General features: G+C 63.6%; 1 protein-coding gene and 1 pseudogene. Both read right to left on the reverse strand.

Features of this window, described 5'->3' with window-relative positions:
- A pseudogene (locus ACFXN1_RS51905) lies at window positions 1–197 on the reverse strand (acetyl-CoA C-acyltransferase); the annotation flags it as partial.
- 216 nt (window positions 198–413) lie between these two features.
- Window positions 414–821, reverse strand: coding sequence for a twin-arginine translocase TatA/TatE family subunit (locus ACFXN1_RS51910; protein WP_379446749.1), 408 nt, complete (start codon window positions 819–821; stop codon window positions 414–416).
- Window positions 822–1,072: the final 251 nt, after the last annotated feature.

A 1,072-nucleotide genomic window follows, 5' to 3' on the forward strand; every position in this document is an offset into this window, starting at 1 on the left:
GGGATCTGGCCCCCACCCGCGGTGAGCACCTGGCCCATGATCACGTAGTCGACCTGCTCGGGCGCCACCCCGCCCTTCTCCAGCGCCGCCTTGATCGCGAACCCGCCCAGGTCGGAGCCGCTGAAGCCCTTCAGCGATCCGAGCAGCCGGCCCACCGGAGTACGCGCACCGGAAACGATGACCGAGGTGATGGTCATGGGAGAACCTTTCTCGGTGGGGCGGTCACGGTGTCGACGCCGAGCACCGCATGCCAGCGTCGGCGGGTGCGTGGCATCCCGTCCGTGGGCGGGGTGTTATGTGCCTGTCTGAACCACCAGGCAACACCCACATAGATCGCCAGCTCGCTCAAGGCGATAGAGAAGAACGCTGTCATGTTGCCTGGTCCTGTCTGGTGCGTATCTGCTGAGGCGAGGTCATCGCGGCCGGTCGCTTTCATGGGCAGATCGCTGGGCTGACGTCTGTGTCGGCGAAGGTAGCGGGCTGGGGATTGGCTGTGGTGACGTGTATGTCGTGGCGGCGGTGCTGTCGCTCGAAGTGTTCTCCGCTTGCATCTGGTTGACCTCGGCTTTGAGGATCCGCATCGAGCTGCCCAAGCTGCGTGCGGCGTCGGGCATACGTTTCGAGCCCAAAAGCAGAAGGAAGTCAGCACCACGACCAGGACATGACATGGGCTGGGAATGCCCGTCATTGTTATTGCCCCCGTTACCACCGGGAGCAGGTGTGGGATAGGTGGCATTGCCGACCACCACAGTGCCTGGGCGGCCGGATGCCTCCGCTGCCAGCACGTGCGACGGGCTGATCATGCCTCTCATTTCCGTCATTTCCAATGACCGTTGCGGGCTCGGCTGATCCGCGATCAGCGAACGATGAGGACAATTTCTGTCCAGCGTTCTACAGATCGGGGACCGCCCGGCTGGTCTAAAGTGAATGGTCTCGCCCGGCCGAGGGGCAGCTCAGCCATGACCGGGCGAGACCATCTGTCCCCCAACGAGCTTCTCGTTGGGTCTTCCCCACCTACTTCGCCGGTGTGAACGGCGCGTTGATGGTGGTGAAGTACTGCACCGCCGCCAGG

Source organism: Nocardia sp. NPDC059154 (assembly GCF_042755705.1).
GTDB lineage: Bacteria > Actinomycetota > Actinomycetes > Mycobacteriales > Mycobacteriaceae > Nocardia.